At 63.4% G+C, this 20,606-nt stretch carries 20 protein-coding genes and 1 pseudogene; 4 read left to right on the plus strand and 17 right to left on the minus strand.

Going from position 1 to position 20,606, the window contains the following annotated elements; all coding sequences use genetic code 11:
* Window positions 1–111 precede the first annotated feature (111 nt).
* The 9 genes from bamA to B5525_RS33085 form a co-directional block, all read right to left on the minus strand.
* Window positions 112–2,676, minus strand: coding sequence for an outer membrane protein assembly factor BamA (bamA, locus tag B5525_RS33045; RefSeq protein WP_079569958.1), 2,565 nt, complete (start codon window positions 2,674–2,676; stop codon window positions 112–114).
* 172 nt (window positions 2,677–2,848) lie between these two features.
* Complete coding sequence (rseP, locus tag B5525_RS33050) at window positions 2,849–4,000, minus strand: RIP metalloprotease RseP (RefSeq protein ID WP_079569960.1); 1,152 nt, start codon at window positions 3,998–4,000, stop codon at window positions 2,849–2,851.
* Between the two features lie 43 nt (window positions 4,001–4,043).
* On the minus strand, window positions 4,044–5,267 hold the full coding sequence (gene dxr, locus B5525_RS33055; RefSeq protein WP_079574105.1) for a 1-deoxy-D-xylulose-5-phosphate reductoisomerase: 1,224 nt from the start codon (window positions 5,265–5,267) through the stop codon (window positions 4,044–4,046).
* 5 nt (window positions 5,268–5,272) lie between these two features.
* A complete protein-coding gene (locus tag B5525_RS33060; RefSeq protein ID WP_079569961.1) occupies window positions 5,273–6,145 on the minus strand; it encodes a phosphatidate cytidylyltransferase in 873 nt (290 codons plus the stop codon).
* Window positions 6,142–6,897 (minus strand): isoprenyl transferase, encoded by a 756-nt coding sequence (locus tag B5525_RS33065; RefSeq protein ID WP_079569963.1) that lies wholly within the window; start codon window positions 6,895–6,897, stop codon window positions 6,142–6,144. The genes B5525_RS33060 and B5525_RS33065 overlap by 4 nt, the downstream gene beginning before the upstream one ends.
* A 79-nt stretch (window positions 6,898–6,976) precedes the next feature.
* Window positions 6,977–7,540 (minus strand): ribosome recycling factor, encoded by a 564-nt coding sequence (frr, locus tag B5525_RS33070; RefSeq protein ID WP_079569964.1) that lies wholly within the window; start codon window positions 7,538–7,540, stop codon window positions 6,977–6,979.
* Between the two features lie 70 nt (window positions 7,541–7,610).
* Window positions 7,611–8,327 carry a UMP kinase gene (pyrH, locus tag B5525_RS33075; protein WP_079569966.1) on the minus strand — a complete coding sequence of 239 codons (717 nt, stop codon included), beginning with the start codon at window positions 8,325–8,327 and terminating at the stop codon, window positions 7,611–7,613.
* 68 nt (window positions 8,328–8,395) lie between these two features.
* On the minus strand, window positions 8,396–9,319 hold the full coding sequence (gene tsf, locus B5525_RS33080) for a translation elongation factor Ts (RefSeq protein WP_079569967.1): 924 nt from the start codon (window positions 9,317–9,319) through the stop codon (window positions 8,396–8,398).
* 126 nt (window positions 9,320–9,445) lie between these two features.
* Window positions 9,446–10,444 (minus strand): 30S ribosomal protein S2, encoded by a 999-nt coding sequence (locus B5525_RS33085; RefSeq protein ID WP_079569969.1) that lies wholly within the window; start codon window positions 10,442–10,444, stop codon window positions 9,446–9,448.
* A gap of 143 nt (window positions 10,445–10,587) precedes the next feature.
* Here B5525_RS33085 and B5525_RS45590 point away from each other — a divergent pair, with 143 nt between their 5' ends.
* Window positions 10,588–10,911 (plus strand): hypothetical protein, encoded by a 324-nt coding sequence (locus B5525_RS45590; RefSeq protein WP_172900024.1) that lies wholly within the window; start codon window positions 10,588–10,590, stop codon window positions 10,909–10,911.
* Between the two features lie 21 nt (window positions 10,912–10,932).
* Here the strand turns inward: B5525_RS45590 and B5525_RS47615 are convergent.
* From B5525_RS47615 to dnaE, 6 genes and pseudogenes are all read right to left on the minus strand, one after another.
* Window positions 10,933–11,028 (minus strand): annotated as a pseudogene (locus B5525_RS47615) (type II toxin-antitoxin system VapC family toxin); the annotation flags it as partial.
* A 97-nt stretch (window positions 11,029–11,125) separates the two neighbouring features.
* Window positions 11,126–11,227 (minus strand): type II toxin-antitoxin system VapB family antitoxin, encoded by a 102-nt coding sequence (locus tag B5525_RS46760; protein ID WP_244567667.1) that lies wholly within the window; start codon window positions 11,225–11,227, stop codon window positions 11,126–11,128.
* A 184-nt stretch (window positions 11,228–11,411) separates the two neighbouring features.
* Window positions 11,412–11,942, minus strand: coding sequence for a bifunctional 3-hydroxydecanoyl-ACP dehydratase/trans-2-decenoyl-ACP isomerase (gene fabA / locus B5525_RS33100; protein ID WP_079569970.1), 531 nt, complete (start codon window positions 11,940–11,942; stop codon window positions 11,412–11,414).
* A gap of 104 nt (window positions 11,943–12,046) precedes the next feature.
* Window positions 12,047–12,478, minus strand: a complete 432-nt coding sequence (locus tag B5525_RS33105; protein WP_172900025.1) for a DUF2846 domain-containing protein — start codon at window positions 12,476–12,478, stop codon at window positions 12,047–12,049.
* A 199-nt stretch (window positions 12,479–12,677) separates the two neighbouring features.
* Window positions 12,678–13,397 carry a carbonic anhydrase gene (locus tag B5525_RS33110; RefSeq protein ID WP_079569972.1) on the minus strand — a complete coding sequence of 240 codons (720 nt, stop codon included), beginning with the start codon at window positions 13,395–13,397 and terminating at the stop codon, window positions 12,678–12,680.
* Window positions 13,398–13,417: 20 nt separating this feature from the next.
* On the minus strand, window positions 13,418–16,930 hold the full coding sequence (gene dnaE, locus B5525_RS33115) for a DNA polymerase III subunit alpha (protein ID WP_079569973.1): 3,513 nt from the start codon (window positions 16,928–16,930) through the stop codon (window positions 13,418–13,420).
* Window positions 16,931–17,490: 560 nt separating this feature from the next.
* Between dnaE and B5525_RS33125 the strand changes: the two genes are divergently transcribed.
* From B5525_RS33125 to B5525_RS33135, 3 genes are all read left to right on the plus strand, one after another.
* Window positions 17,491–17,673, plus strand: a complete 183-nt coding sequence (locus B5525_RS33125; protein WP_154073591.1) for a hypothetical protein — start codon at window positions 17,491–17,493, stop codon at window positions 17,671–17,673.
* A gap of 226 nt (window positions 17,674–17,899) precedes the next feature.
* The gene (locus B5525_RS33130; RefSeq protein ID WP_079569976.1) at window positions 17,900–18,181 is read left to right on the plus strand and encodes a DUF3551 domain-containing protein; all 282 of its coding nucleotides are present in this window, start codon (window positions 17,900–17,902) and stop codon (window positions 18,179–18,181) included.
* Between the two features lie 141 nt (window positions 18,182–18,322).
* Entirely contained in the window at window positions 18,323–18,589 is a 267-nt protein-coding gene (locus tag B5525_RS33135; protein WP_079574109.1) for a DUF3551 domain-containing protein, read from the plus strand.
* 2 nt (window positions 18,590–18,591) lie between these two features.
* On the opposite strand, the gene B5525_RS33140 is transcribed toward B5525_RS33135, so the two are convergent.
* Together B5525_RS33140 and B5525_RS33145 are read right to left on the minus strand one after the other, a co-directional pair.
* Window positions 18,592–19,290, minus strand: coding sequence for an ABC transporter ATP-binding protein (locus tag B5525_RS33140; protein WP_079569978.1), 699 nt, complete (start codon window positions 19,288–19,290; stop codon window positions 18,592–18,594).
* 8 nt (window positions 19,291–19,298) lie between these two features.
* Window positions 19,299–20,579, minus strand: coding sequence for a lipoprotein-releasing ABC transporter permease subunit (locus B5525_RS33145; protein ID WP_079569980.1), 1,281 nt, complete (start codon window positions 20,577–20,579; stop codon window positions 19,299–19,301).
* Window positions 20,580–20,606 lie beyond the last annotated feature (27 nt).

The raw sequence follows: 20,606 nt of genomic DNA on the forward strand, positions 1-20,606 counted from the left end.
GGCCGATGATCGAACCAGAGCTTCGGTCCCGATCGATCAGAACCGAAGCCTCTCTTTGTTGTGACGCGTTTCCTTCACGCGCACCAGTATCCACTTGGCTCAAAAAGGCTTTTAGAACGATGTTCCGCCGCCAAACTTGAACTGCTGCACCCGGTCGAACTGACCCTTGGTCAACGGGACCGCGTAATCGAAGCGCAGCGGACCGAACGGCGAGGCCCAGATCAGGCCGACGCCCACCGACGAGCGGACCGTATTGCCGCTGTCGTACTGCAATCCCAGACAGGTGCCGGGGGTCGGCGGATTGGTGGTCGGACGAATACAGCCGGGCACGTTGACTTCGCCGGTGGCGGCCCAGGAGGTCGGCCCCTGGTAATCGGACAGGCCGCCCGCGTCGGCATAGATCGCACCCTTCAAGCCGACTTCCTTTGGCAGGAACCAGAACGGCATCTGCAGCTCCGCCGACGCACCCCAATATTTGGTGCCGCCGAGCGCGTCCATCGTGCCGAAGGGATTGATGTCGCGCGGACCGATGCCGTTCGGCGCGAAGCCGCGGACAAGGTTCGGACCCATCTGGAACTGATCCAGCATGCGCAGGTCCTTGTTGCCGACCTTGTTGAGGATGCCGCCCTGCAAGTGAATCAGCCCGACGATATCGGCGACCAGCGGGGTGTAGTATTTCGCGTCGAACGCGCTCTTCAGGTAGCTCACGTCGCCGCCGACGCCGGCGAAGTCCTGCTTGAAATCGATCAGCAGGCCGTCGGTCGGGTTCTTGTTGTTGTCGAGCGTATTGTAGTCCAGCGAGTAACCAACCGCCGAGGTCAGCGAGCTGCCGCTCTGGAGTTCCTTGCGGACCGGCAGCGAAGCCTCGCCATCGCTGTAGCACCACAGACCCGTGCCGGAGGCATCGGTCGCGGTTTGGCCCCCTGACGTTATCGATCCGCCGGGACCGACGCCGGCCAGATTCGCAAATGCGGGTGACGGATTGAACGCGAGCAGCGGGTTATTCGGATTGTTGTTACAGTTCGCCAGATAGTTCGGCAGTGAGATCTTCTGCTGATAGATCGAATATCTCAGCTGCAGCGAAAGATCTTCGCGCAGCGCAAATCCGAGCCGCGGGCTGAAGCCGAGCGTCGAGGTGCCATAGGCGATATAATTGTTGGCGAGTTGCTGGCGCTGGTAAAAGTCGAGGCCAAGCGCGACCCGATAGTCGAGCAGATAGGGCTCAACGAACGACAGCGAGTAGCCGCGGGCGTACTGGCCGTAGGTCACCGACGCCTTCGCGAACAGACCGCGTCCGAGGAAGTTGCGTTCGGAAACACTGACCTCGGCCAGCGCGCCGTCGGTGGTCGAATAACCGCCCGACACCGAGAAATCGCCGGTCGACTTCTCTTCAAGCTCGACGTTGAGAATGACCCGATCGCTCGACGAGCCCGGTTCGGTCGCGATCTTCACGCTCTTGAAGTAATCGAGGTTCTTCAGGCGGCGCTCGGCCCGATCGACCAATGCGCGATTGTAGGCATCGCCTTCCGAAATATCGAATTCGCGGCGGATCACGTATTCCCGGGTGCGGGTGTTGCCGCGCACGTTGATGCGCTCGATATAGGTCCGCGGACCCTCGTCGATGGCATAGGTGATGGTAACGGTGTGGTTCTCGAAATTGCGATCGCCGCGCGGGCGCACCACCGCGAAGGCGTAGCCGCGCCGCGACGCTTCGATCTGCATCTCCTCGACCGACTTCTCCAGCGCTTCGGCGTTGTAGGTCGACCCGACACTGACGCGGGAGAAGCTGCGAAGCGTGTTGGCGTCAAAACTCGGGATGCTGGATTCGAGGTTCACCGCAGCCACGCGGTACTGCTGGCCTTCCTCGATCTTGAAGGTCACCAGGAAGCCCTTTTGCTGCGGATCGTATTCCGTCAGGGCGGCCACCACCTGCACGTCGGCGAAACCGTGCTTCAGATAGAAGCGGCGAATCAGATCGCGGTCGGCTTCGACCCGGTCCGGGTCGTAGACGTCGCCACCGCCGAGGAAGCTCAGCAGATTCGATTCGTGGGTCTTGATGATGTCCTTCAGCCGATACGACGAATAAGCGACGTTGCCGACGAACTCGACCGACCTGACCCCGGTCTTCTGGCCTTCGGTGATCTCGAAGACGAGATCGACGCGGTTGTTCGGTTGTTCAATGATCTGGGGATTGACGCTGACGTCATAGCGGCCGGCATGGCGGTAGATGTCGGCGATGCGCTGGGCGTCGGACTGCACCATGGGGCGCGACAGCGTGCCGCGCGGTTTGGACTGCACTTCCGCCGAGAGCTGTTCGTCCTTGACCTTCTTGTTGCCCTCGAAGGCGACGCGCCCGATCACCGGGTTTTCCACCACGGTCACCAGGATGCCGCCGCGGGTCTGGCTGATCTTCACGTCCTGGAACAGGCCGGTCTCGATCAGCGCCTTCAGGCCGTCGTCGATTTGCGCCTGATCCAGGCGCCCGCCGGGACCCGGCTTGAAATAGGACCGGATGGTGTCGATTTCGACCCGCCGGTTCCCTTCGACCTGAATCGAAGCCACGGTCTGGGCGGCAACGGGCGACGCCAGCACGCCGGCCAACGTGGCGGCGACCGGCACGGCAAACATGATCAGGGCAGCGAACAAGCCCCCCCGGACTCGCATTCCAAAATTCATGCGCCAAGCGCCCTTGTCATTCCAGTGCCGGACCGCACCCCACGAACCGGCAGATTCCCATGTGTTGCACAGCTTGTAACCAACTTTGCCGGGCCGGCAAACGTCCGATCGCAGTGCAATTTCAATTTCATTCCAAGACGTTGCCTATTGGCCACGTCACAAAAAAGCCGTTTCAGGATGCCGCCAGATGCAGGATGTCGTTATAGGTCGCAAACACCATCAACATCAGCACCAGACCGAGCCCGATTCGGAACCCCATTTCCTGCGCCCGCTCGGACAAAGGCCGCCCCCGCACGGCTTCCACCGCATAGAACAAAAGATGACCGCCATCGAGCAGCGGAACCGGGAACAGGTTCAACAGCCCGATCGATATCGAAAGCACCGCCGCCAGATGCACCAGTGCGGCGAGGCCGATGGTGGCCACCTGCCCCGAGATCTGGGCGATTCGCAGCGGCCCGCCGACCTGGTCGGCGGCTTCGCGGCCGGTGAAAACGCCGCCGATATAGGACAGCGTCCGGTCAACCACGAACCACGTTTCCTTGACGCCGAGCCACAGTGCGGTAGCGGGATCGACGCGCTCGGTGGTGACATCGCCGGCCGCGGTCTTGCGGGTAATGCCGAGCACCCCGAGCTTATGGGCATTTCCGAAGGGGTCTTTGACTTCCTTCAGTTGCGGCGTGCCGTGCAGTTCCAGCGTTGAGTCGCCGCGCTTGATGGTGAACGTCATCGGCTCACCGGCGCGAACGCTGACAATCCGCTGCATGTCGGAGAAACTGTCGATCTTGGAGCCGTCGATCGCGGTCACGGTATCGCCGACCTGGAAGCCGGCGGTGGCCGCCGCGCTGCCCGCCTCGACCTGATCGACGCGCGCGCTCGTGCTCGGCTTGCCGAAGAAAGTGAACAGGCAGGTGAAGATCACGATCGCCAGAATAAAATTGGCGATCGGGCCGGCGGCGACGATCGCCGCGCGCGGTCCGACTTTCTTGTGATGGAAACTGCCCTGGCGCTCTTCCTCGCTCATGCTGGCGAGCGCTTCGGACGATGGCGTCGAAGCCTCGCTATCGTCGCCGAAGAACTTGACGTAGCCGCCGAGCGGCACGGCCGAAATCTTCCAGCGGGTGCCGTGGCGGTCGTTGAAACCGGCGAGTTCCGGACCGAAGCCGAGCGAGAACGTCAACACCTTCACGCCCGCCCAGCGGGCAACCAGGAAATGCCCGAGTTCGTGGAAGAACACCACGATGGTGAGCACGAACAAAAAGGGGATCACGTAGCCGATGAGCCCATGGCTCAACGTATTGAAACTATGCAGGAAAAACTCGGACATTCGAATCCCCTTAAGCAGAGCCGAAAGCCCCGTCCCCAGTCATCTAAGATGCCTTTAAGGCAATTTGAGGCAAGAGGGTGGCAGCTTTCTTTCGCGCGTTATGGTCAACGGCAATGGCGTCGTCCGCGGATGTCAGGGGCGCCAGGTTCCCGGAGCGAATCCAGTCCTCGACCGTCGCCTCGACGAGGCGCGCGATGGCGCCAAATCTGATCTGGCCGGCGATGAAGGCCGCCACCGCCACTTCGTTGGCGGCATTGAATACCGTGGTGGCGCCACGGCCGGTGCGCAAGGCGTCATAGGCCAGGCGCAGGCCCGGGAACCGCTGGAAATCCGGCGCCTCGAACGTCAGTTGCCCGATCTTGGCGAGATCGAGCCTGGCGGCGGGACCTGTGATTCGATCCGGCCAGCCGAGGCAATGCGCGATCGGCGTGCGCATGTCGGGCGCTCCCAATTGCGCGACCACCGAACGATCGGAGAATTCCACCATGCCGTGGATGATCGACTGTGGATGCACGAGAACGTCGATCTCGTCCGGCTTCAGCGCGAACAGATAGGCGGCTTCGATGACCTCGAGCCCCTTGTTCATCATCGATGCCGAATCGATGGTGATCTTCTGTCCCATGCTCCAGTTCGGATGCTTGAGCGCCTGCGCCAGCGTTGCCTGCTCGATGTCGGCGCTGGCCCAGGTCCGGAACGGCCCGCCGGAAGCGGTGATGATGACGCGAATCAGTTCCTCGCGGTTGCCCGAACCCAATGCCTGAAACAGTGCATTGTGTTCGGAGTCCGCCGGCAGAATGCACGCTCCGGCCTTCGCCGCGCGCTCCATGAAGAAGTCGCCGGCGCAAACCAGGCATTCCTTGTTGGCGAGCGCGACGGTCGCGCCACGATCCACCGCCGCGAGCGCGGGCTTGAGGCCGGCCGCGCCGCTGACGGCCGCCATTACCCACTCCGCAGGCCGGGCCGCGGCCTCGATCACGGCGCTTTCGCCGGCGCCGCATTCGATGCGGGTTCCGGCCAGCGCCTCCTTTAGTTCCGTGAAGCGCGCCGGATCGGCGACGGCCGCAAATCGCGCGCCGAATTCCTTGGCGAGCTTCGCCAGCCCCTGCACATTGGTATGCCCGGTCAGGGCCTCAACCCGATAGCGGTCGCGCGAGGCCCGCAGCAGATCCATGGTGCTATCACCGATCGAGCCGGTGGCGCCGAGGACGGTGACCGAACGCACGGCAGACGCCGCGGCTTTGTTGCTACGCAAGGGAACTGCGCTCATGTTTTTCACCAAACCATAAGACCGCGGCCGACGCCATCCACGCCGCCCCGCAAAAGGCCAAAAATCGCGGCCATGATTACCGCGGCGACGAAGCCGTCCAGACGATCCAACAGCCCGCCATGGCCGGGAATCAGCTGGCTGGAGTCCTTGACCCCGAATCGCCGTTTCACTGCGGACTCGAACAGGTCGCCGAGCTGCGAAGCGATCGAAAGGCCTGCGCCCAGCAGCAGAATCGGGCCCAATTTGAGCACCTGGGGCGGTTCCACCCGGGCAAAGCCAATCGCGACAAAACCCGCGGCAACCGCCAGACTGGCCGCAAAGCCGCCGATGGCGCCGGCCCAAGTCTTCTTCGGGCTGACCCGCGGCCAGAGTTTCGGTCCGCCAATACCGCGGCCGGCGAAAAAACCGCCGATATCGGTCACCCATACCACCAGCAGGATCAGGATCAGCGCGACAAATCCCCAGACCTGATCGAGGCGTACCAGCACCGATGCGGCTTCGGCGGCAGCAGCATAAAAATAACCCGCCGCCGCCCAGAGACGCCGTTCCCGCGAGAGCCAGGCTACCGCAACACCGCCGAGCGCGAGCACGCCGAGCGAAGCATCGATTCGCCCCAAGGCGAGACAAAACCCTGAAATGGCCAACGCGACGCCGCCGGCTGCGACCACGCGCCGCTCGCGCGCCACGCCGACGATCATCAGCCATTCCACAAAAAGACCGATCGAAGCCAGCGTCACCAAAGCGGCCCACAGCCACCCGCCGGCATAGGCGATCGCAAGTGCTGCCGGTGCGAGCACCATGGCGGCGGCGACGCGCAACAAGAGATTGCGCGAACCCTGCTCAGCCGTCGCCGCCGGCGCGGCTTCGTGCTCCGTCACGATCCGGTTTTCGCGGCCAGACCGCCGAAACGGCGCTCCCGTCTGGCATATTCGGCGATCGCGTCGCTAAGCGCGGCCTTGTCGAAATCGGGCCAGTGGACCGGAACGAACACGAGTTCGCTGTAGGCCGCCTGCCACATCAGGAAATTCGACAGCCGCTGTTCGCCGCTGGTGCGAATGATCAAATCGGGGTCGGGAATATCGGGCGCATCGAGATAGCGGCCAAGCGTGTCGGCGTCGATCGAGGCGGCGTCGCGCTTGCCCTCGGCGACCTCGCGCGCGAGCCGCTGCGCCGCCTGCGCGATTTCCTGCCGCGATCCATAGTTGAACGCGACCACCAGCGTGAGCTTGGTGTTATTCCCCGTCAGCTCCTCGGCTTCGTTCAGCAGCGCGCAGATGTCGCTCTCCAACCCGGAGCGCTCGCCGATCACGCGCACCCGAACGCCGTCGCGGTGCAACGAGGCAAGGTCGTTGCGGATGAACCGCCGCAGCAATCCGAACAGGTCGCCGATTTCGGTCGCCGGACGCGACCAGTTTTCCGAGCTGAAGGAGAAAATCGTCAGATAGCGAATACCGAGTTCATGCGCTGCGCGAACGACGCGGCGCAGCGCCTCGACGCCGCGGCGATGGCCTTCGGCGCGCGGCAGACCGCGCGCCGCCGCCCAGCGTCCGTTTCCGTCCATGATGATCGCCACATGCGAGGGACCATCGGCTCGATCCGGTTTGGTCGCGGGGGCTGTGGCGTTGGACATTGGTCAATCCCAGGAGCGTTTTCGAGCGAAGTGGAACCGGTTCGCTTGAGGAAAACGCGTCAGAACAAAAAGCAGCGGGCTAAACGGTGAGGATTTCTTTTTCCTTGGCCGCCAGCAATTGATCGATCTCCGTGATCGTCCCGTCGGTCGCCTTCTGAACTTCAGCGGCCAGGCGCTCCTGATCGTCCTCGGATATCTCGTGATTCTTCTCGAGCTTCTTCACGGTATCCAGGCCATCGCGGCGGACATGCCTGACCGCGACGCGCGCGGCTTCGGCGTATTTGTGCGCCACCTTCACCAGTTCCTTGCGGCGCTCTTCATTGAGTTCGGGAATCCGCAGCCGCAGCACCTGTCCTTCGGTGGCGGGGCTCAAGCCGAGGTTGGAATCGACGATCGCCTTTTCCACCGCCTTGACCATCGACTTGTCCCACACCTGCACCGAGAGCAGGCGCGGCTCCGGCACGCTGACGGTCGCGAGCTGGTTCAGCGGCATGTGCGTGCCGTAGGCGTCGACCTGCACCGGCTCCAGCATCGAGGCCGCGGCGCGGCCGGTTCGCAAACCGCCGAGTTCATGCTTGAGAGCCTGCGATGCGCCCTGCATGCGGCGTTTCAATTCGTTGACGTCGAACTTACCCGTGGGCATAGCGCACTCTCCTCTTGAAAACTCGCAGCCAAGGCAGCCGAACCCAGCGCAGTCCCATCCTTTGCAAAGCTCAGCCGGCGACGATGGTGCCGTGACCGGTACCCCGCAGGATCGAGCCGATCGAACCCGGCTCGGCGATCGAGAACACGATGATAGGCAGCGACGTCTCGCGGGCAAGCGCGAATGCGGTCACATCCATGACCTTGTAGCCGCCTTCAATCGCCTGTGAATGGGTCAGGCGGTCAAACCGCTTGGCGGCCGGATCCTTTTTGGGGTCGGCGCTGTAGACGCCGTCGACATTGGTAGCCTTCAGCACCGCCTGGGCGCCGATTTCGGCCGCCCGCAATACCGCGGTGGTATCGGTGGTGAAGAATGGATTGCCGGTGCCGCCGCCGAGCAGCACGATCCGGCCCTCGGCGAGATATTTGTGCGTTGCACCCCGGGTGTAGAGTTCGCAGACCTGCGGCATCACGAACGCCGAAAGCGCCCGCGCTGGCGCGCCACGCCGCTCGATCGCGGCCTCCAGCGCCAGGCAGTTCATGACGGTGGCGAGCATGCCCATGGTGTCGCCGGTGGGCCGCGACACCCCGCGCGAGGATACTTCCACGCCGCGGACCAGATTGCCGCCGCCGATGACGACGGCCACTTCGACCCCCAGCTGCTGGGCGGCGATCAGGTCGCTGGCGACCCGGTCGATGGTCGGCTGGTCCATGCCCGATGAATTCGGGCCGGCCAGATATTCGCCGGAGAGCTTGATCACCACACGACGATAGACCGGCTCAGCCATAGCGAATCGCTCTCCTTCCCGCGCGGGCTGCTCCCGGCGCAAACGGGCCGGGAGCACCGTTTGCGCGGTTATTTCTTGCCGCTGGCCGCCGCGACTTCGGCGGCGAAATCGGATTCCTGCTTTTCGATTCCCTCGCCGAGAGCATAGCGCACAAAGCCGGTGATCTTCACAGCCCCGCCGATCTTGCCCTCAGCTTCCTTCACCGCCTGGGCCACCGACTTGGCGTTGTCGTGGATGAAGGCCTGCTCGAGCAGGCAGACTTCCTTGTAGTAGGTCTTCAGGCCGGACTCGACGATCTTCTCGATCACGTTCTCGGCCTTGCCCTGCTGACGGTACTTGTCGGCCAGCACGTCCTTTTCGCGCTTCACGACGGCGGGATCGAGTCCCGCCGGATCCAGCGCCTGGGGATTGGCGGCGGCGACATGCATGGCGAGCTGACGGCCGAGCGTTGCGAGCTCGTCGGTCTTGCCGGCCGATTCCAGCGCCACGATCACGCCCATCTTGCCGGCGCCATCGATCACGGCGTTATGCACGTAGCTCGACACCACGCCCTTGCCGACTTCGAGCGACGTCGCCCGGCGCAGCGTCATGTTCTCGCCGATGGTGGCGATGGCGTCCGAAATAGCGGTCTCGACCGTGACGCTGCCGGCCTTGGCGGCCTTGATCTTCTCGACGTCGGCGCCGACGGCGAGCGCGACCTGGGCGATCATCTTGACCAGTCCCTGGAACTGCTCGTTGCGGGCCACGAAGTCGGTCTCGGAATTGACCTCGACCACGACGCCCTTGTTGCCGGAGGTCAGCGCGCCGATCAGGCCCTCCGCCGCGACGCGGCCGGCCTTCTTGGCGGCCTTCGACAGGCCCTTCTTGCGCAGCCAGTCGATCGCCGCCTGCATGTCGCCGTTGTTCTCGGCAAGCGCCTGCTTGCAGTCCATCATGCCGACGCCGGTGGTCTCGCGAAGGTCCTTGACCATCGCCGCTGTGATCGTTGCCATCGTTGCTGTCCTTTGCCTGTCAGGGCGACCGCGGCGGGCCTTTGCCACCTCGCCGCCGTCCACCCTCAGCAATTACGGAAATTGAGAAGCGGTGGCCGGAAGGTTCCGGCCAGCGCGCATATAAAGCTATTCGGCTTCCGCGGTCATCGCCTTGGCCTGGGCTACCCAGCCATCGGCGCGAGACGGAAGTCCGACTTCTTCGCCGATCTTGTGGGCGGTGTCGTGATCGAGTTCGGCCAGCTGCCAGTAGTGGAAGATGCCGAGATCGTTGAACTTCTTCTCGATCGCGCCGGACACGCCGGTGAGCTTCTTGAGATCGTCGGCGCTGCCGCGCGGCCCGGCGAGACCCTGGAACCCGGTCGGCTGCGGCGCCGCCGGAATCGCCTCGCGCAGCGGTTGGGCGGACGCGCCGATATCGATCCCGGAATCGCCCTGCGCGCGCGAGATGCCGTCGATGGCAGCACGCGCGATCAGATCGCAATACAACGCGATGGCGCGGCCGGCGTCGTCATTGCCGGGAATCACAAAGCTGATGCCCTTCGGATCGGAGTTGGTGTCGACGATCGCGGCGACCGGGATATTCAGCCGCTGTGCTTCCTGGATCGCGATGTCTTCCTTGTTGGTGTCGATCACGAAGATCATGTCGGGCAAACCGCCCATGTCCTTGATGCCGCCGAGCGAGCGGTCGAGCTTGTCGCGCTCGCGCTGCAGCGTCAGCCGCTCCTTCTTGGTGTAGGCGCTGGCATCGCCGGAATTGAGCACCTCTTCGAGATGCCGCAGCCGCTTGATCGAACCGGAGATCGTCTTCCAGTTGGTCAGCGTGCCGCCGAGCCAGCGCGAATTGACGAAATACTGCGCGGAGCGCTTGGCGGCCTCGGCAACGCCGTCCTGCGCCTGGCGCTTGGTGCCGACGAACAGGATACGGCCGCCCTTGGCGACGGTATCGCTGACGGCCTGCAGCGCCCGGTGCAACAGCGGCACGGTCTGGGCGAGGTCGATGATGTGGATGTTGTTGCGGGCGCCGAAAATGAAATCCGCCATTTTCGGATTCCATCGGTGCGATTGGTGGCCAAAGTGGACGCCAGCCTCAAGCAGTTGACGCATAGAGAAATCGGGTAGCGACATCGTTTAAGTTCTCCGGTTGGTTCCTCCGGAAACGTGTGAGCAGACGAGCCTTATGGCCCGGCTGCCACCGGACGGCCTTTTGAGCCATGTTTCCGTGTGAGATGGGCCGCTATATAGCGGTATTTTCAAAGGAAGCAAGGAAATTGGGCCAGTTTTGGCCAACGGACACGGTCATGCGGCCGCAGCCCCCCGTTTCAGGCCCTCATGGGCGCTTCCATGAGCCCAAGATGCTGTGCCATCGGCCGAAAATCGCTGTCATTGTGCAGCAATGGCCGGCGGTTTTCGATGCACCACGATCGATGGTCTTCCGAACGGTGATGCCGCGCCGGCGCAAGGACCGGAAGTTGCGGGCCGCCGCGATTGCGACCGCCTCGCCGGCCATCGAAGCGATTTCGAAGCGGCGCAAAAGCCCCTCGCCCCTGTCGAGCGGCCCGCTCGCTGGCGAGGCCCTGGAGCACCTCGCATAGCATCAGATCGCCAACGGCAATCTCCTCGTTGCCAAGGATTGCCTGCTGGCGCGCAACACGGGGCGCTTTGCGGCCATTGAGGAAGTCGATCCAGACGCTGCTATCGACAACGATCACCCCGTTGCCCGCCCCTTGCGGCTCTGCGCAAGGTTGCCGCGCCAGCGGTATTTGCCCAAAGCGGCGCCAACCTCCTGCTGTCGACGCAACCTAATCATCAGGCGAAGTGCCTCTCTACCGTCTGCTTCTTGGTTGCATGCCCGGAAGCCTTCTGGGCTTCCGCCATCAGCGTGTCATCGATGTCGATATTGGTGCGCATCGCGCGGTCCGCCATTCATTGTGCGCAAATGTGTAAGGCGGCATCGTACTATACACATGACACGTCCGCAGCGGCCGGCGTGATGTCAACGCGGGCCGGCATAGCCGCCCCCATCCAACCCTTCCCGAGGCATGAATTATCGGGCTGTTCTTTGCCACGACGCATGAGGTTCCCCGATGCCATCTCAGACGGCAGGCGACATCAGGCCGACTCTCAAATCTTTGGCGACATAAACGCTTGAGTCGTCAGCGAATACTCGGCCATTCGCAATACCCAGAACCAACTTGCCGCGCCGTACCTGATGCATATCAACCTCGTAACGCACGCGCTTAATGTCTGGCGTGATGTGCCCCCTGAACTTTACCTCGCCAACGCCGACGGCGCGGCCTTTGCCCGGTGAGCCCGACCAGCCAAGCCAATAACCGACGATCTGCCACATCGCATCCAGGCCTAGACAGCCCGGCATCACGGGGTCATCGATAAAATGACAATCAAAGAACCAGAGCTCTGGCGTGATATCCAACTCACCGACGATATGGCCTTTGCCAAATTCGCCGCCGTCCATACTGATCTGCGTGATCCGGTCCATCATCAACATCGGCGGCGCAGGTAGCTGGGCATTGCCCGAACCGAAATAGCCTCCTTTGCTGGATTTGAGCAGTTCTTCCTTTGTGTAGGACGATTGTGGCGTGTGAAAACCGTGTGGATCTGACAAAGGCGACACCTTCTTGTTAAATTGGGTTCTTCTTATCAGCATCAGGGTGGCGGCCTTGCCGGCGGTGGCGCCGGTTTTGACAGCGCGGGTTACCTCCCGCCGCGCTATTCCGCCAATTGAAGCTCCGCGATCGTTGTCCGGGCGGCTGCTTCGTCCAGTTGGACGAAGTCGATCGGTCCGGGACTATCACTGCCGGTGGTGACCGCAGAGCCGACCAGCATGCCAGCCAAACCACCGGCCATCGTCATTCCCATCACCGCATTGTGCCTGTCGCTCGTCCTCGCGAGGTAGAAATACGTGCGGCCGGATTCGGTCGTGACGTCATGCTTGCTTTCGCCCGGAAACAAGTTCTCCGAGGCCCACAACTGGTGCCGACCGGCCGGACGATCGGCGTAGACATAGGTTCCGGGTTTGAGCCGGCCCATCGGGCCGCCGTCGACCTTGACGTCACAAACGGTGGCGGAAAGGCCACTGGCTTTCTCCTCAAGCACAACGATGCGCGTCTGCCCCGGTCTTGGCGGGCCGACCTTTTGCATCACCCCCGCATAATCGAAACCAGTTCTTTGGCTCGCACAAGCCGACAAACAAACCGCGGCAATCCCCAGCACCACCCAACGCCAAAACGTTCCGCCCCCCAACACCCCAATGCCCTGGGCGGCAGGCTAACCAAAAACACGGTGTGGTTGCAACTGCCTCGGCGCTTCTGCCAGACTGTGGATTTTCCCCGGAGATTCCTCAGGCGGCGATATCGACCCTGCCATCCCTGAGCCGGTAGATGCCGCCGACCACTTTGAGTTTGTGCTGTTCGACCGCCGCGCTCAGGATCGGCGTCGCGGTGCTTAAGGTGGCGACGTTGTCGAGTACGTTCTGGCGGATCGCCTTGCCGAGCGTATCCCCGCCTTGTGGCAATACAGCCTTTACCGAAGGCGCGATGCCGGCCACGAGCGACGGCATATGTCCCGGCAGGGTCGTGTTATCCTTGAGGGATTTGATGGTGGCATCGACCGCGCCGCAGGCATCGTGCCCCAGTACCAAGATCAGGGGCACACCGAGCACGGCGACGGCATATTCCAGACTGGCGACCGATTCTTCGCTGGCGAAGTTTCCGGCCACGCGGCAGACGAAAAGATCGCCCCGGCCGCTGTCGAAAGCGTATTCCGGGGCAATGCGCGAATCGGCACAGCTCAGGATGGCGGCGAACGGGTTCTGGCCGCCGGCCAACGCTTCCCGCTCGTGCTTGAAATCATGACGCAGCGACACGCCTTCGACGTAGCGCGCATTGCCTTTCAGCAGGCGTTCGAGCGAAGCGTCGGGCGACAGGACGTTTTGCGGTTTCGGCGGCGGCTTTTTCTCCTTGGCCCCGGCCGCGTTCCCGAAAAGCAGCGTCGCGGTGGCGCCGAGGATGAGCCCGCGGCGCGAGGGTCGAAAAGAATTCTGGAGGCACGTTACACACATCGGACAGCTCCTTTGCGTCGTTACAGCGTCTGCACGTCGACCACGCCCGACACCGCCTTGATCGCGCCGGCGATCTGCGGCGAGACCTTGAAGCGGCCGGGCAGCTTCATTTCGACCTCGGTTTCGAGGTCGAGCATCATCACCAGCGACACGTCGCCATCGGCGCCGCCCATCGGCGCCGGAGCCGGTTTTGCCTGAGGGCCGCGGGGCGGCGGCGTGCCCTGCCCTGCCTCGGGCATCTGCAGCCGCTTGGCGATGGATTCGAGCGGCTTGGTGTCGCGCACGAAGATTCGAAGTCCCTTCTGGGTTTTCGACGCAGCATCATCCAGCGGCTCGGCGTGCAGCACGCGGGCGCGGACATCCTCGCCCTGCAGCTCGGCACCCAATTGCAGCAGCACCGCGGCCCCCGGCTCCAGCACGTCGCGATATTGCGCGAGCCCTTCGGAAAACAGCACGGCCTCGAAATGGCCGGTCGGGTCGGACAGGCCCATGATACCCATCTTGTTGCCGGTCTTGGTGCGCCGCTCCATGCGCGACACCACGGTGGCGGCAACCTTGCCGGCGGTGGCGCCGGTTTTGACCGCGCGGGAAAATTCCGCCCAGGTCTGCACCCGCAACCGCTTCAGCGCGGTGGCGTAATCGTCGAGCGGATGGCCGGACAGGAAGAATCCGATCGCGTCGTATTCGCGCCGCAGCCGCTCCGCCGGCAGCCACGGTTCGATTTGCGGCAGCATGATGGTCGGCGCATCGGCGGCGCCGCCGAACATGTCGTTCTGCCCCATGGTTGCGGCCTCATGGCTGCGCTGGCACGCGGCGAGAATGGCCTCGGCGCCGGCAAACACCCGCGCACGGTTCGAATCCAGCGTATCGAAGGCGCCGGCCGCGGCGAGACTCTCGATGATGCGCTTGTTGATCGCGCGCGGATTGACCCGCGCGGCGAAATCAGCGAGCGAGGTGAACACGCCCTCCTTGCGCGCCTCGACGATCAGTTCGACCGCCTGCTGACCGACGCCCTTTAGCGCGGCCAGCGCGTAATAGATGGTGCCGTCGGCTACCTCGAAGGTGGGGCCGGAACGGTTGACCGAGGGTGCTTCGACCTTGATGCCGAGCCGCTGCGCTTCGGCGCGGAATTCCGAGAGCTTGTCGGTATTGTTGAGGTCGAGCGTCATCGACGCCGCAATGAACTCGACCGGGTAATGCGCCTTCATGTAGGCGGTATGGTAGGACACCAGTGCGTAGGCTGCCGCGTGGCTCTTGTTGAAGCCGTAGTCGGCGAATTTCGCCAACAGTTCGAAGATGGTTTCGGCCTGCCCTTTCGGCACGTCGTTCTTGACCGCGCCGGCGACGAAGATCGCGCGCTGCTTCTCCATCTCCGAGCGGATCTTCTTGCCCATCGCGCGCCGCAACAGGTCGGCGTCGCCGAGCGAGTAGCCGGCCATCACCTGGGCGATCTGCATCACCTGTTCCTGGTAGATGATGACGCCGAAGGTCTCCTTCAGGATCGATTCGAGGATGGGATGGAGATATTCCGGCTCTTCGTCGCCGTGCTTGCGGGCACAATAGGTCGGAATATTCGCCATCGGGCCCGGCCGATACAGCGCCACCAGCGCGATGATATCCTCGAAACGGTCGGGCCGCATATCGACCAGCGCGCGCCGCATGCCCTGGCTTTCAACCTGGAACACGCCGACCACGTCGCCTTTGGCCAGCATCTGGTAGCTCTTGGCGTCGTCGAGCGGCAAGGTCGCCAGATCGACCTCGACGCCGCGCTGCTTGAGCAGTTTGACCGCGACGTCGAGCACCGTCAGCGTCTTCAGCCCGAGGAAGTCGAATTTGACGAGGCCCGCAGGCTCGACCCATTTCATGTTGAACTGGGTCACCGGCATGTCGGATTTCGGGTCGCGATAGAGCGGCACCAGCTCGCTCAAGGGGCGGTCGCCGATCACGATGCCGGCGGCGTGGGTGGAGGCGTGCCGCGTCAGACCCTCGAGGCGCTGCGCGATGTCGAAGGCGCGCGCCACCACCGGATCCTCGTCGCGGAACGCCTGCAGCTTCGGTTCGCTGGCGATCGCGGCCGCCAGCGTCACCGGCGCCGCGGGGTTTTGCGGGACCAGTTTAGTCAGCTTGTCGACCTGTCCGTAAGGCATCTGCAGCACGCGCCCGACGTCGCGCAGCACGCCGCGCGCCTGCAGGGTTCCAAAGGTGATGATCTGCGCCACGTGGTCCCTGCCGTAGCGCTGCTGCACGTAGTCGATCACCTCGCCGCGCCGGTCCTGGCAGAAGTCGATGTCGAAATCGGGCATCGAGACGCGTTCGGGATTGAGGAAGCGCTCGAACAGGAGGCCGAACCGGATCGGATCGAGATCGGTGATGGTCAGCGCATAGGCGACCAGCGAGCCCGCGCCCGAGCCGCGCCCCGGTCCGACCGGAATGCCCTGCGCCTTCGCCCATTTGATGAAGTCCGCGACGATCAGAAAGTAGCCCGGATACTGCATGCGGGTGATGACATCGAGCTCGAAGGCGAGCCGTGCGCGGTAGTCCTCCTCGGTGGTGCCCTGCGACAGGCCGTGAACCCGCAGGCGGTTGGTCAACCCCTCCTCGGCCTGCCGGCGCAACTCCGCCGCTTCTTCGCTGACGGCGTCTGCGCTGTTGGCGGAGGCCCCCACCGTGAAGCGCGGCAGGATCGGCTTGCGGGTGAGCGGGCGGAACGAGCAGCGCTCGGCGATCTCGACGGTGGAGGCGAGCGCCTCCGGCAGGTCGGCGAACAGCACCGCCATCTCGGCGCGGGTCTTGAAACGGTGATCGGGCGTCAGCTGGTCGCGTTCGGTATCTGCGATCAGGCGCCCGCCGGCGATGCACAACAGCGCGTCATGGGCTTCGTAATCGTCCGATGCCGCGAAATACGGCTCGTTGGTCGCCACCAGCGGCAGGCCCTTGGTGTAGGCGAGATCAATCAGGCCGGCCTCGACGCGGCGCTCCTTGTCGATGCCGTGGCGCTGCAATTCGACATAGAGCCGGTCGCCGAACAGGCCCGCCAGCCGCTCGCAGCGCGATGCGGCGAGGCCGGCATGATCGCCGGCGATCGCCAGCGAAATCGGCCCGTCGGGACCGCCGGTCAGGGCGATTACATCCTCGGCACAGCCATCGAGCCATTCGAACTTGATATGCGGAGCCTGGTGAACCGGCGTTTCCAGGAAGGCGCGGGAATTGAGCCGCATCAGGCTGCGATAGCCGCGTTCGCGCCCGGCCAGCAGCACGATCCGCGATGGCGCCGACGCCAGCGCGTTACGCGTGTTGGGGTCCTGATCGCCGAAATCGACGGCGAGTTCGAGGCCAACGATCGGCTGGATGCCATAGCCCGCCATCTTGTCGGAGAATTCCAGCGCGCCGAACATGTTGTCGGTATCGGTCAGCGCCAGCGCCGGCTGGTGGTCCGCTTTCGCCAATTCGCCGAGCTTGGCGATCTTGATCGACCCCTTCAGCAGCGAATAGGCCGAATGGACGTGGAGATGGACGAATCCGGCATTGGACATGGCTGCCGAAGGTTTTGCGGTCATGGAATGGGGCGATCACTGGGGCTTGAGGGGACGTCAGCCCGCCCCTCAAGGGCCGACTCGCTCCCAATGGTGGTGCCTTGGGCGCGAGGAGTCCATGTGGAACGCGCGACTTCCCCGCGCCGTCCGGCTTTTCCCCAAGGAGCTGCCCCAAGGAGCTGCCCCAAGGAGCTGCCTCAAGAGCTTCCTCAAGGCGCTTCCCGAGGCCGCCAAGCCCGATTTCAGAGCTGGGGGATGAGCTGGGCCCAGACCGCGATCATCCCAACAAACAGCGCGATTGACGCCAATGCGGCTGCTTCTTCGACGAAAACCTTCAACATGCCGGCCTCCTCAAATATGGAACATATGAAGAACATTGTTCCCATTTTGTTCCTTGAGTCAAGGCGGGCAAATTGGCTGGTTTCGAAAACAACCCCTGTGGTTAATTCGCGCGGTAAACCGGCCGGCGTCCTCAGAGCGCTTGGGGGCAATCTGCGGGTCTGAGTTTGAATTTCAGCGCCGCCTTCGCAGGCTCGGCGGTCAACCTAAGGCGCGACGAAATGAAGGACAAAAGCGGCTGCGACGCATGTCGCGATGGCAATGATTCCACCCCGCCGCCTATCCGGGAAAACGCCAAAGGTAAGTATCACCAGGACAGCCAGTATGGCGATTTTGGCAACGATCAAAGCCATGGGACGCTCCTTCCCTGCGACGCATTCGGCGCTGCCATCACCCGAATATGAGCCGCTCGTGACGCATAATCCAGCCCCGGAACCTTGCCCCAATCAAACTGACCCACCACCCACAGCTGGAAAGCGGGTAGCGAAACGCGAACGGGAAAATTGGTGCCATCCGCCCCGGTCGCCTCTGGCACCCCCGAATGTGAGTTGACGCAAAGCCGCCGCTGCGGCTTGGGTTGGCGCAGCAAAGAATCGGTGAAGAGGCGGCCGCGGCCGATGGGAGATCTTGATGCGCAACCTTACTCTCGCACTGCTGGCCGCGGGCGGATTGGCTTTTGCCGGCACCGCGCCGGCCGAGGCCGTCGGAACCCGCTATCCCTTTTGCATCCAGGGCAATGAATATCCGGGTTTGAGCAACTGCACCTTCACCAGTTACGCGCAATGCCAGGCGACCGCTTCGGGACGGCTTCTGCAGTGCATCGAAAATCCCTATTACAATCCCGGCGGCGATATCGATCCACGCGGCTATCGCGGTCCGCGCGCGAGGTCGGTCTATCCGGTCCCCCGCTGATCTATCCGGTCCCCCGCTGAAAGGTGCACGACATGCGCCGCGCCTGCGCCGACTGGCGCGCGGACGTGAAGAGATCCCGATCAATATGGGCCGTCTGATTCCGTGCCCTCATTCCTGCCGCCTACCTTGAAGGAGTTTTCGATGCGTGTTCCGGCTTTGGCAATTTTGGCGATCGGGATGGTCTGGGCGGCCGCGCCGGCCCAGGCGCAAACCTATGATCCGGCCTATCCGGTTTGCATGCACGTCGTCGGCCCACTGGGAGGCGATTATTACGACTGCAGCTTCTATTCGATGAATCAATGCAGGGCGACGGCTTCGGGCCGCCCGGCCCAGTGCGACATCAATCCGTATTACGTCGGCGCCAGTGCGCCGCTGCCACGCGACCGGCGGCACCGCCGTACCTACTGATTTCAATCCAGTTCGACGACCTGGCCGTCCACCAGCGACACCCGCCGGTCCATGCGGCCGGCCAGCTCCATGTTGTGGGTCGCGATCAGCATCGCCACCCGCGTCGCCTTGACCAGCTGCATCAGCGCCTGGAAGACGTGATCGGCGGTGTTCGGGTCGAGATTGCCGGTCGGCTCGTCCGCGAGCAGCGCCCGCGGCGCGTTGGCCACCGCGCGCGCGATCGCCACCCGCTGCTGCTCGCCGCCGGACAGTTCCGCCGGGCGGTGCTTGATGCGATCGCCGAGGCCCAGATAGGCCAGGATTTCGGTGGCCCGTTTGACCGTCTCGGAGCGCCTCAGGCCGCGGATCATCTGCGGCAGCATGACATTCTCCAGCGCCGAGAATTCCGGCAACAGCCGGTGCGACTGATAGACAAAGCCGATATCGGTGCGGCGGATCTGGGTTCGCTCGACGTCGGACAATCCAGACGTCGCGGAACCTCCGACATAGACCTCGCCGTCGTCGGGGCTCTCCAGGAGGCCGGCGATATGCAGCAGGGTCGATTTGCCCGCTCCCGACGGCGCCACTAGCGCGACCGACTGCCCCGCCCACAGCGCGAGCTTGGCGCCGTCGAGGATCGTCAGCGTCGTCTCGCCCTGCATGTACTGGCGCCTTATCTCGTGGAGATAGATGACCGGTACATCTTCCGCCCCCTGCTCCATCTTTTCCCTCACTCGTACCGGAGCGCTTCGACGGGATCGAGGCGCGCGGCACGCCAGGACGGATAGAGCGTGGCGAGGAAAGACAGTGTCAGCGCCATGATCACCACGGCGGCGGTTTCGCCGAAATCGATCTCGGCCGGCAGCTTGGAGAGGAAATACAGCGTGGGATCGAACAATTCGGTGCTGGTCAGCCAGGACAGGAACTGCCGGATCGATTCGATGTTCAGGCAGATCAAAAGACCGACAAGCAGCCCGGTCAGCGTGCCGACCACGCCGATCGCCGCGCCCGTGATCAGGAAGATCCGCATGATCGAGCCTTGCGAGGCGCCCATGGTGCGCAGAATCGCGATATCGCTACCCTTGTCCTTCACCAGCATGATCAGGCCCGAGACGATGTTCAGCGCGGCCACCAGCACGATCATGGTGAGGATCAGGAACATCACATTGCGCTCGACCTGCAGCGCATTGAAGAAGGTCGAATTGCGCTGCCGCCAGTCGACCAGGAACACCGGCCTCCCGGCCGCTTCGGTCACGGTCTTGCGGAACTCGGCGATCTTGTCGGGGTTGGTGGTGAACACCTCGATCGCGGTGACGTCATTGTTGCGGTTGAAATAGGCCTGCGCCTCGGTGAGCGGCATGAACACGAAGCTTGCGTCGTATTCCGACATGCCGATCTCGAACACGGCGGCGATCCGGTAGGGTTTTATCCGCGGCGTGGTGCCCATCGCGGTCACCGCGCCCTTTGGCGATACCAGGGTGATCATGTCGCCGGCGTGCAGCGACAGCTGATCGGCCAGCCTGCGGCCGATGGCGACCCCCTGCCCCTCGTCAAAGCCCTCGAGCGTGCCTTGCTTGATGTTCTTGGCGATCGAGGTGAGATTGTTGAGGTCATCGGAGCGCATGCCGCGAATGAAAACGCCGGCCGCGTTGAACGGCGAGGATGCCAATCCCTGACCGTCCACGACGGGCGCGGCAAGCCGGATACCCGAAACCTGCGAGATGCGCTCAGCGACATCCTTCCAGTCGGTCAGCGGCGATTCCAGCGGCTGCACCAGCAGATGGCCGTTGAGGCCGAGGATCTTGTCCAGCAGCTCCTTGCGAAAACCGTTCATCACAGCCATCACGATGATCAACGTGGCGACGCCGAGCATGATTCCCAGAAAGGAAAAGCCGGCGATGACGGAGATAAAGCCTTCCTTGCGACGAGCCCGTAAATAGCGTCCGGACAGCAGCCATTCGAATGGCGCGAAAGGTGGGGTTCGAACTGACTCGCTCATGGCTTCATCCATAGTCCGATTTTCACACGATTCGGGCCA

Origin of the sequence: Bradyrhizobium erythrophlei (assembly GCF_900129505.1) — a bacterium.
Classification (GTDB): domain Bacteria; phylum Pseudomonadota; class Alphaproteobacteria; order Rhizobiales; family Xanthobacteraceae; genus Bradyrhizobium; species Bradyrhizobium erythrophlei_D.

Excerpts from the sequence above, each read along its gene's own strand:
- bamA (WP_079569958.1), bottom strand. The coding sequence starts at position 2,676 with ATGAATTTTGGAATGCGAGTCCGGGGGGGCTTGTTCGCTGCCCTGATC.
- rseP (WP_079569960.1), bottom strand. The coding sequence starts at position 4,000 with ATGTCCGAGTTTTTCCTGCATAGTTTCAATACGTTGAGCCATGGGCTC.
- dxr (WP_079574105.1), bottom strand. The coding sequence starts at position 5,267 with ATGAGCGCAGTTCCCTTGCGTAGCAACAAAGCCGCGGCGTCTGCCGTG.
- B5525_RS33065 (WP_079569963.1), bottom strand. The coding sequence starts at position 6,897 with ATGTCCAACGCCACAGCCCCCGCGACCAAACCGGATCGAGCCGATGGT.
- frr (WP_079569964.1), bottom strand. The coding sequence starts at position 7,540 with ATGCCCACGGGTAAGTTCGACGTCAACGAATTGAAACGCCGCATGCAG.
- pyrH (WP_079569966.1), bottom strand. The coding sequence starts at position 8,327 with ATGGCTGAGCCGGTCTATCGTCGTGTGGTGATCAAGCTCTCCGGCGAA.
- tsf (WP_079569967.1), bottom strand. The coding sequence starts at position 9,319 with ATGGCAACGATCACAGCGGCGATGGTCAAGGACCTTCGCGAGACCACC.
- B5525_RS33085 (WP_079569969.1), bottom strand. The coding sequence starts at position 10,444 with ATGTCGCTACCCGATTTCTCTATGCGTCAACTGCTTGAGGCTGGCGTC.
- B5525_RS46760 (WP_244567667.1), bottom strand. The coding sequence starts at position 11,227 with ATGCGCACCAATATCGACATCGATGACACGCTGATGGCGGAAGCCCAG.
- B5525_RS33105 (WP_172900025.1), bottom strand. The coding sequence starts at position 12,478 with ATGCAAAAGGTCGGCCCGCCAAGACCGGGGCAGACGCGCATCGTTGTG.
- B5525_RS33110 (WP_079569972.1), bottom strand. The coding sequence starts at position 13,397 with ATGTGTGTAACGTGCCTCCAGAATTCTTTTCGACCCTCGCGCCGCGGG.
- dnaE (WP_079569973.1), bottom strand. The coding sequence starts at position 16,930 with ATGTCCAATGCCGGATTCGTCCATCTCCACGTCCATTCGGCCTATTCG.
- B5525_RS33125 (WP_154073591.1), top strand. The coding sequence starts at position 17,491 with ATGAAGGACAAAAGCGGCTGCGACGCATGTCGCGATGGCAATGATTCC.
- B5525_RS33130 (WP_079569976.1), top strand. The coding sequence starts at position 17,900 with ATGCGCAACCTTACTCTCGCACTGCTGGCCGCGGGCGGATTGGCTTTT.
- B5525_RS33135 (WP_079574109.1), top strand. The coding sequence starts at position 18,323 with ATGCGTGTTCCGGCTTTGGCAATTTTGGCGATCGGGATGGTCTGGGCG.
- B5525_RS33140 (WP_079569978.1), bottom strand. The coding sequence starts at position 19,290 with ATGGAGCAGGGGGCGGAAGATGTACCGGTCATCTATCTCCACGAGATA.
- B5525_RS33145 (WP_079569980.1), bottom strand. The coding sequence starts at position 20,579 with ATGGATGAAGCCATGAGCGAGTCAGTTCGAACCCCACCTTTCGCGCCA.